Source organism: Streptomyces sp. KR55 (genome assembly GCF_052245645.1).
GTDB lineage: Bacteria > Actinomycetota > Actinomycetes > Streptomycetales > Streptomycetaceae > Streptomyces > Streptomyces flavusporus.
The window spans coordinates 1-8764 of sequence record NZ_JBQQCE010000412.1 but is presented as its reverse complement, the minus strand read 5'-3'; the positions used below and the strand labels follow the sequence as shown (position 1 = coordinate 8764).

Sequence of the window (8764 nt, the reverse complement as noted above, 5' to 3'; positions counted from 1 at the left end):
GCATGCCGGTCGGGGTGCAGACCAGATAGAGGCGCAGGCCCCAGAAGAACCGCGAGTGGGAGGCGCAGTAGCCGTACCCGGCCCACCCGGCGAGGTCCGAACGTTGGACCGTCGGGCGGGACATCCCGCACGGCACTGGCGTGGAGTCGACGATCCAGTGGTTGTCGAACCAGAGGTCGCTGTCCATGGCCAGCTCCCGAATCATCCGCTTGACCAGGGGCAGCGCCGCTCGCAGCCGCTTGTTGTAGCCCGACTGTTGAGGGAGGTAGGGGAACATCCCGGTCAGGTGCTTGCGGGCGAAGCGCAGCCAGCGCGCCTCAGAGCGGTAGCCGAGCAGGGCTTGCGCCACGGCAAGGCAGACGAGCTCGGAGTCGGTCAGCAGCGGCGGCCGTCCCATCCACCAGGTCCCTCCGATCTCGTCGTCGATCTTCACGTACAGCGCGGTCAAGAGGGTGTTCAGGTCTTGCGTCACAACATGATCTTGAGCGCTCTCTCTTCAAGCTCGCGCACCAGCCCCGACATCGGACTCATTCGTCTAGGACGGCACAGGTGGCCGCAGCTGCTGTACCGGACGTAGCTGCGGGCAATCGTGCCTTCCCCAGTGCCTTAAGGGCCTGGGGGACCCCCAGGGCGGCACGGGTGGGCGCAGCGGCACCCCGCCAGCGCAGGGCGAGCGCACCCACCCCCCACCCAGCCGCAACGCCCGCTACTGCGACTCCGGCCCCACCGCAACCGGCCGCGACGGATCCGACGACCACTCCGACCACGACCCCACGTACAGCGCCGCCGGAATCCCCGCGACCGCCAACGCCAGTACCTCATGCGCCCCGGAAACACCCGAGCCGCAGTACACGCCGACCTTCGCACCGTCGTGCGCCCCCAGCGCACCGAAGCGCGCCCGCAGTTCCTGTGCAGGCAGGAACCGCCCGTCCGCCCCCACGTTCTCGGTCGTAGGCGCCGACACCGCCCCCGGAATATGCCCGCCCACCCGGTCGATCGGCTCCACATCCCCGCGGTACCGCTCCGCCGCTCGCGCGTCGAACAACACACCGGAGCGGGCCAGCGCGGCAGCCGCATCCGCGTCGAGGAACCCCTCAGGGCCGGGCACCGGCTGGAAATCGCCTTCCTCGGGCGTCGGCTCCTCCACCGACAGCGGACCTTCCCATGCGGGCAGTCCCCCGTCGAGCACCCGCACGTCCGGATGCCCCGTCCACCCCAGCAGCCACCAGGCCCGGGCCGCAGCCCAGCCCTGCCCACCGTCGTACACGACGACCGGCCGCCCGGACGACACACCCGCCCGGCGCATCGCGGCGCCGAACCCGGCCAGGTCGGGCAGCGGATGCCGGCCCCGCTCGCCCGGCGCCCCCGCCAGTTCCCGGTCGAGGTCGACGAAGACCGCGCCGGGGATGTGCCCGGCCTGGTACTCGGCCCGCCCGTCGAACGGCGGCTCACCGGCCGCCTTGGCCACGCTCAACTGCCAGCGGACGTCCAGCAGCACGGGCGGGTTCGCGCCCGCCAGGGCGCCCGCGAGTTCGGATGCGGAAATGATGGCGTTCATGGCCACCATCCTCGCCTACAGGGTGGCCGCATCGTCCATGTCCGACTACTCTGCTCGGCCGGACAGGTCCGATCACAAGGCGTACGGGATCGGGCACATGCTGTACAGCCGATCGACACCCGGGAGCAATCGCCTGGACAAGGCGAGAAACCGCAGATCGGGCATCCTCCGGGCACGGGCAGGCCGGGATGCGGCGGCGCGCCCGGAGCGCGCGACACCGAGGGCGGTGCGAGCATCGGCACCGGGGTCCGGAGAGCGCAGGCGACACGGCCACCGCGAGGGGCCGAGGAGAGGGTGACGATGACCGAGGCACGGGGGTCGGCCGACGGGAACGGCGAAGCACACGCCCGGTACACGCCCGGCACGCCCTGTTGGGTGAGTCTGATGGTGCACGGGGTGGCAGCGACCCAGGAGTTCTACGGATCGCTGTTCGGCTGGGAGTTCCGTCCCGGCCCCCAGCGGCTCGGTCCCTATGTGCGGGCGCTGCTCGACGGCCGCGAGGTGGCGGGCATCGGCCGGCTTCCTCCGGACCGGCACCTGCCGATCGCCTGGACCCCCTACTTCGCCTCCGACGACGTGGATCAGACGGCCGAGACGGTACGGCTGTGCGGCGGCACCCTCGGCGTGGGTCCGCTCGACGCGGAGGAGGCCGGGCGCCTCGCCATCTGTTCGGACCCCTCGGGTGCCGTCTTCGGCGTGTGGCAGGCGGCTGCGCACCGCGGCACCGGCATCGCCGGTGTGCCGGGCACCCCGGCCTGGCACGAACTGCGCACGTTCGAGTCCGAGAGCGTCGCCAAGTTCTACAAGACGGTGTTCGGTTACGACAAGGAACCGGTCGTCTCCGCCGACTACGACTACCTCACCCTGCACCTCGACGGCCGCCCGGTCGCCGGCATCCACGGCGTGGGCAACTCCCTTCCCCGCGACCGGGGTCCGCACTGGCTGACGTACTTCGAGGTCGCCGACATGGACACGGCGGTCGACCGGCTCGTCGATCTCGGCGGGCATGTCCTCAAACCGGCGCACGACAGCGCGCACGGGCGCGTGGCCACGGTGGCCGACCCGGAGGGCGCGAGATTCTCGCTGATCCAGAGCGGGCGCTGAGGCGGAAGCGGACGACTCAGGCCGGCGACACCGGCAGCACATCGGGCGACAGCGCGGCCGCGCGGGCCGTCGCGGCGGTCATACGGCGCCGGTGATGACGCCGGCACAGCACCTCGTACCCGATGGTGTCCGCCTGGTTGACGTCCCCGACGACCACCTGGGCGCCCTCGACGACCATCTCACCGCCGATCGTGCGGGCGTTGTGCGTGGCGCGGGCGCCGCACCAGCACAGGGCCTCGACCTGGAGTACCTCGACCCGGTCGGCCAGCTCCACCAGGCGCTGGGAGCCGGGGAAGAGCTTCGTACGGAAGTCGGTCGTGATGCCGAAGGCGTAGACGTCCAGGCCCAGATCGTCGACCACGCGCGCCAGTTGGTCGATCTGCTCCGGCACCAGGAACTGCGCCTCGTCCGCGATGACGTAGTCGGCGCGGCCGCCCTGCGAGAGGCGGTCGACGAGGTACGCGTACAGGTCCATGCCGTCGACGACCTCCACCGCGTCGGTCACCAGGCCGAGGCGCGAGGACAGTTTGCCCTCGCCGGCCCGGTCGTCGCGGGTGAAGATCATGCCCTGCAGCCCGCGCGCGGAGCGGTTGTGCTCGATCTGGAGAGCCAGCGTCGACTTCCCGCAGTCCATCGTTCCGGAGAAGAAGACCAGCTCGGGCATGGGGAGTTGAGCACCTTTCGGCGAAACGACGGGGCAGGGGGTGTCAGGAGCGTACTTCGAGCAGCGGGACCAGCTGCTCGGCGGGGGTCATCGAGCCGTGGTTGCCGACCATCGACGACTCCTTCGGCTCCCGCTCGGAGGCGATGATCAGCACGTCTTCGCGGGCGGCCGCGACCACGTCGCCGATGCGTGCGTACACGCGGTCGTCGCATGCGCCGGGTGGCCCGAACCAACCCGTGGCGATCGCCTCGTCCCGCGAGGCCACCCAGAACTGCTCGCCGAGCACCTCACGCCAGCAGGTCAGCACGTCGTTCTCGGCACCCGGCAGCGCGTACACGTGCCGCGCGCGGCCCTCGCCGCCCAGCAGGGCCACCCCGGCACGCAGTTCCCAGTCCTCGTCGAAGTCGATGCGGTGCTGATCGTCGAAGGGCACGTCGATCATGCCGTGGTCGGCGGTGACATAGAGCGCGCTGCGCTGCGGGAGCTGCTCGGCCAGCCGCTGCACCAGCCGGTCGACGTACATGAGCTGGCCGCGCCAGGTGTCGGAGGCGACACCGAAACGGTGACCGGCGCCGTCGAGTTCGGCGTAGTACGTGTAGACCAGGCTCCGGTCCCCGGCGGCGAGTTGCTCCGCGGCGAGGTCCATGCGCTCCTCGCCGGTCAGCCGCCCGTGGAACGTTCCGCCACTGAGCGCGACCTTGGTCAGCGGGGTGCTCTGGAAGGCGGGGGACGAGACCTGCGCGGCGTGCACACCCGCTTTCTGGGCCAGGTCGAAGATCGTGGGATACGGCTGCCAGGCGCGCGGCTCGGTCCACGGCTGCCAGCGCAGCTGGTTCATCAGCTCGCCGGTGGCCGGGTTGCGCACGGTGTAGCCGGGCAGGCCGTGTGCGCTCGGGGGCAGGCCGGTGCCGACCGAGGCGAGGGACGTCGCGGTCGTCGCGGGGTATCCGGCAGTGAGGGGACGGCCCGTACCGCCACGGGAGGTGGCGAGGAGCGAGGTCATGAAGGGGGCCTCGTCCGGGTGCGCCCCGAGCTGCTCCCAGCCGAGGCCGTCGATCAGGAACACGCAGACCCGGTCGGCAGGGGTCAGGTCGGTGATCGTGGCGGTCATGCCCGGCACGCCCATGCCCGCGGCCAGCGTCGGCAGCAGGTCGGCGAGCGAGCCTGTGCCGTACTCGGGCCGGGGGGCGGAGTCGACGGCGAGGGGCTCCGGGTGGTCCTCCCAGGCGGCGGGCTGCGCCATCAGCGGTCGAGGTCCGCGGTCGCCTCGGAGACGGCCTGCGCGAAGGCGAGCGCCTGGCGCACCGTCTCCGGTCCGTCCCCGGCCTCGCTGACGCGCAGGCTGAGGTCGTCCGCCGTCGAACTGCCCGTGTAGCCGTGGTCGGCCTCGCAGTTGGGGTCGCCGCAGGCGGCGGGCTCCAGGTCGATGCGGGAGACCGCGCCCCAGCCGATGGTCAGCACGACCTCGCGCGGCAGCGTGCCCGGTGCGTACGACTCCGGGTTGGCGACGACGCGGCTGACGACCACCGACGAGATCCGGCCCAGCTTCACCGACTCCGTCGACGTCGTGGCGTACGGCGTCGGGGAGGTGCTGTCCGCGGCCTGCTCGTCGGTGTGGCTGACGATGAAGCGGTTGTCGGTGAGGACCAGCACGGTCACGTGCCGCCGCACCTCGTTCTGGTCGAACGTCGTCTCCTGGTGGACCAGGTACGACCGGATGGGCTCGCCGCCCACGGCGGCCTCCACCGCCTCGGCCACGAGGGCCGGGTAGTAGCCGCTGCGCTCGATCGCCGCTCGCAGCCCCTGGGTCGTCGTACTGGTCTTGGCCATGAGGCCCATCCTACGGGGACCCACTGACTGCGAGGCACCGCTCGGTCACCCCCGGCCCCTCAGTACACCGGGAGCGTCCGCGGGCCGAGGTCGTCCCGGGCAGGGGGCGGGGCCAGGCGTACGGAGGCGCCGAGCACGCTCAGACCGTGCGGGGCGACGACGACCGGCTCCAAGGTGACCGCGACCACCTCGGGATGGTCGTCGACCAGCCGGGACACGCGCAGCAGCAGCTCCTCCAGGGCGGGGGTGTCGACGGGCGTCGAACCCCGCCAGCCGAACAGCAGCGGTGCCGTACGGATCGAACGGATCAGCGAGGTCGCCTCGCGGTCGGTGACCGGGATCAGGCGGTGCGCCGTGTCGCCGAGCAGCTGGGAGGCCGCCCCGGCCAGCCCGAAGGAGAGCACCGCTCCGGCCGCCGGATCGATCACCGTCCGTACGACCGTGTCCACGCCGCGCGGGGCCATCCGTTGTACCACCGGCCGCAGCCCCTCGGGCGTCCCGAACAGCTCCGTCAACTCGGTGTACGCCCGTCGCAGTTGCTCCTCGTCCGCCAGATCCAGGCGTACGCCGCCGAGGTCCGCGCGGTGACGCAGGTGCGGGGCGGTGGCCTTGAGGGCCACGGGGTAGCCGAGGGTGCGGGCGGCTGCTGCTGCGGCGTCGCGGGTGGGGGCGGGCAGGGCGCGGTGGACGCTGATCCCGTACTTCCCGAGCAGCTCGCACGTCTCCTCCGTACCGAGCGTGAGCCCCTGCCCGCGCGCGAGCAGCCCGCCGATCAGCTCGGCGGCGCCCTTCTCGTCGATGTCCTCGTACTCGGGCACCTTCCCGGGCTCGGCGGCGTCCCGCCGCCACTGCGCGTACTTGACGGCTTCGGCGAGTGCACGGACGGCGCGTTCGGCGGCGGGGTAGGCGGGGATGTGTCCCGTCCCCGCCCAGCCGCGGGCAGTCGTGCCTCCCCCAGTGCCTGAAGGGCCTGGGGGGATCCCCAGGGCGATGGGGGTCCCCCCGCGCGAGCGAAGCCGAGCGTGGGGGAGAAGTCGAGAGTGGGGGAGGGTGGGCGCTGGGGGTCCCCCCTCGGGGGGAGGCACCCTGTCAGCGCCGGGCCGCGCGACCCACCCCCGCCCAGCAGCAACGCTGGGACCACTGGAAGAGGCCTGTGGCGCAGTACTGGCCGCAGCCGACAACGCCTCCGCCAGCCCCCCGAGCTCCACATGCACCACCAGCACCGGCTTGGAAGGAGCCGCAGCCGCCGCCGACCGCAACGCCTCCGCCAACGCCGCATCCCCCACCGACGCCTCCCCGATCGCCGGTATCGCGGTCACCACGACGGAGTCGCACGTGTCGTCCGCCAACGCCCGCGACAACGCCGCCTGGAAGTCCTCCGCCGAAGCCCCCGTCGTGAGGTCCAGCGGAGGATGCGGCCGCAACCCCTCGGACAGACAGGCGTCGTACGTCAGCAGCCCCAGCGACTCGGAGTTCCCCAGGATCGCCACCCGCGGCCCCGCCGGCAGTGGCTGCCGCGCCAGCAGCAGCCCCGCGTCGACCAGCTCGGTGATCGTGTCCACCCGGATCACGCCGGCCTGCCGCAGCAGCTCGGACACGGTGGCGTGCGGCAGCCGCGTCGCCCGTACGGCGTGGCCCTGCGGCGCGGCACCTCCGTGGCGCGCGCCCTGCACCACGACGAGCGGCTTCGCCGCCGCCGTCCGTCGCGCGAGGCGGGTGAACTTGCGCGGGTTGCCGATGGACTCCAGGTACATCAGGACGACGTCGGTGTCCGGATCGTCGTACCAGTACTGGAGTACGTCGTTGCCGGACACGTCCGCCCGGTTGCCGGACGAGACGAACGTCGACACACCCGTGACCCCGGTGACTCCGCCGCCGCGCCGGTGCAGCCGGGACAGCAGTGCGATGCCGATGGCCCCGGACTGCGCGAAGAGCCCGATCCGTCCGGGACGCGGCATCTCGGGGGCCAGGGAGGCGTTGAGGCGGACGTCCGGGGAGGTGTTGATGATCCCGAAGGCGTTCGGCCCGATGATCCGCATGCCGTACGCGCGCGCGTGCCGCACGAGCGCACGCTGGCGATCCCGTCCGTCGGGGCCGCTCTCGGCGTAGCCGGCGGAGATCACGACGAGGCCCTGCACTCCGTGCTCGCCGCACTCGGTGACCACCTCGGGCACGTACTCCGCGGGGACGGCAACGACGGCGAGGTCGACAGGCCCGTCGATGTCGCGCACCGAGCGGTACGCCGGCACCCCGTCGAGTTCCTTGATGCCCTCGGGCAGGGCCCTGTTCACGGCGTACAGACTGCCGGTGAAGCCGGCTTCCCGGATGTTGCCGAGGACGCTGCGGCCCACGCCGCCGGGCGCGCGGCCCGTGCCGACTACGGCGATGGAGCCGGGCGCCAGCAGCCGCCGTACCGACCGTGCCTCGGCGCGCTGCTCACGCGCGCGCTGCACGGCGAGCGAACGGTCCGTGGGTTCCAGGTCGAACTCCAGGCGTACGACGCCGTCCTCGAAGCTGCGCTTCTGGGTGTATCCGGCGTCCGTGAACACCTTGATCATCTTGCTGTTGGCGGGCAGCACCTCGGCGGCGAAGCGGCGGATGCCGCGCTCACGGGCGACGGCGGCGATGTGTTCGAGGAGAGCCGAGGCGACACCGCGGCCCTGGTGGGCGTCCTGCACCAGGAAGGCGACCTCGGCCTCGTCGGCAGGCGCGGAGGCGGGCAGGCCGTCGGCGCCGATGCGGTCATAGCGTACGGTGGCGATGAACTCGCCGCCGATGGTGGCCGCGAGTCCCACCCGGTCCACAAAGTCGTGGTGCGTGAAGCGGTGGACGTCCTTGGCGGACAGGCGCGGGTAGGGCGCGAAGAAGCGGTAGTACTTCGACTCGTCCGAGACCTGCTCGTAGAAGCTGACCAGGCGCTCGGCGTCATCAACGGTGATGGGGCGGATGCGCGCGGTGCCGCCGTCGCGCAGCACCACGTCGGCTTCCCAGTGGGCGGGGTACTCGTGCCGCTCCGACGAGCTCTGCATGCGCCCCAGAGTACGGCTCGCGTACGACAACGGCGCGAGGCAGTCTGTGCAAGGACGGGAGTCGGACCGAGGCCGCGGTCCGACGCCACCTCCGGACGGGACGAAGGACCGCTCCGGGCATGCTTCACGATATGGGAAACTGGTCTAGACAACCCTGAACACCTGAAGGGCAGCATCACATGGCTGAGCGCCGCGTCAACGTCGGCTGGGCCGAGGGCCTCCACGCCCGCCCCGCCTCCATCTTCGTCCGAGCCGCCACGGCCGCAGGCGTCCCGGTGACGATCGCCAAGGCCGGGGGCAACCCCGTCAACGCGGCCTCCATGCTGGCCGTTCTCAGCCTGGGCGCCGAGGGCGGCGAGGAGATCGTCCTGGCCTCCGACGCCGACGGCGCCGACGCGGCCCTCGACCGCCTGGCCAAGCTGGTCTCCGAGGGCCTCGAGGAGCTGCCCGAGACCGTCTGACCGCCCGCACAGCGGTCAGTGAAGCCGCGTCGCCCTTACCGGGTGGTGCGGCTTCGCCATTTCCGGCAGCGGGCTCATACGTTTCCCGCAGCGGCATCACGTGTTTACACGGCGGGTG

General features: G+C 72.0%; 7 protein-coding genes and 1 pseudogene. 2 read left to right on the top strand and 6 right to left on the bottom strand.

What is annotated here, in order from left to right; genetic code table 11:
* Both ACTWQJ_RS39755 and ACTWQJ_RS39750 read right to left on the bottom strand, forming a co-directional pair.
* Nucleotides 1–472 (bottom strand): annotated as a pseudogene (locus ACTWQJ_RS39755) (IS982 family transposase); the annotation flags it as partial.
* A 234-nt stretch (nucleotides 473–706) separates the two neighbouring features.
* Entirely contained in the window at nucleotides 707–1558 is an 852-nt protein-coding gene (locus tag ACTWQJ_RS39750) for a sulfurtransferase (RefSeq protein WP_443311304.1), read from the bottom strand.
* Nucleotides 1559–1858: 300 nt separating this feature from the next.
* Between ACTWQJ_RS39750 and ACTWQJ_RS39745 the strand changes: the two genes are divergently transcribed.
* The gene (locus tag ACTWQJ_RS39745) at nucleotides 1859–2662 is read left to right on the top strand and encodes a VOC family protein (protein WP_443311303.1); all 804 of its coding nucleotides are present in this window, start codon (nucleotides 1859–1861) and stop codon (nucleotides 2660–2662) included.
* Between the two features lie 16 nt (nucleotides 2663–2678).
* Here ACTWQJ_RS39745 and ACTWQJ_RS39740 read toward each other — a convergent pair whose 3' ends face one another.
* The 4 genes from ACTWQJ_RS39740 to ACTWQJ_RS39725 are packed head-to-tail and all read right to left on the bottom strand — an operon-like array spanning nucleotide 2679 to nucleotide 8185.
* Nucleotides 2679–3326 (bottom strand): thymidine kinase, encoded by a 648-nt coding sequence (locus tag ACTWQJ_RS39740; RefSeq protein ID WP_443311302.1) that lies wholly within the window; start codon nucleotides 3324–3326, stop codon nucleotides 2679–2681.
* A 43-nt stretch (nucleotides 3327–3369) separates the two neighbouring features.
* Nucleotides 3370–4569 (bottom strand): alkaline phosphatase family protein, encoded by a 1200-nt coding sequence (locus tag ACTWQJ_RS39735; RefSeq protein WP_443311301.1) that lies wholly within the window; start codon nucleotides 4567–4569, stop codon nucleotides 3370–3372.
* Entirely contained in the window at nucleotides 4569–5165 is a 597-nt protein-coding gene (locus tag ACTWQJ_RS39730; protein WP_385516327.1) for a DUF5998 family protein, read from the bottom strand. Before ACTWQJ_RS39730 ends, ACTWQJ_RS39735 begins: the two co-directional genes overlap by 1 nt.
* A 50-nt stretch (nucleotides 5166–5215) precedes the next feature.
* Nucleotides 5216–8185 carry a bifunctional acetate--CoA ligase family protein/GNAT family N-acetyltransferase gene (locus ACTWQJ_RS39725; protein WP_443311300.1) on the bottom strand — a complete coding sequence of 990 codons (2970 nt, stop codon included), beginning with the start codon at nucleotides 8183–8185 and terminating at the stop codon, nucleotides 5216–5218.
* Between the two features lie 179 nt (nucleotides 8186–8364).
* Here ACTWQJ_RS39725 and ACTWQJ_RS39720 point away from each other — a divergent pair, with 179 nt between their 5' ends.
* Nucleotides 8365–8646, top strand: coding sequence for an HPr family phosphocarrier protein (locus tag ACTWQJ_RS39720; protein WP_224735582.1), 282 nt, complete (start codon nucleotides 8365–8367; stop codon nucleotides 8644–8646).
* Nucleotides 8647–8764: the final 118 nt, after the last annotated feature.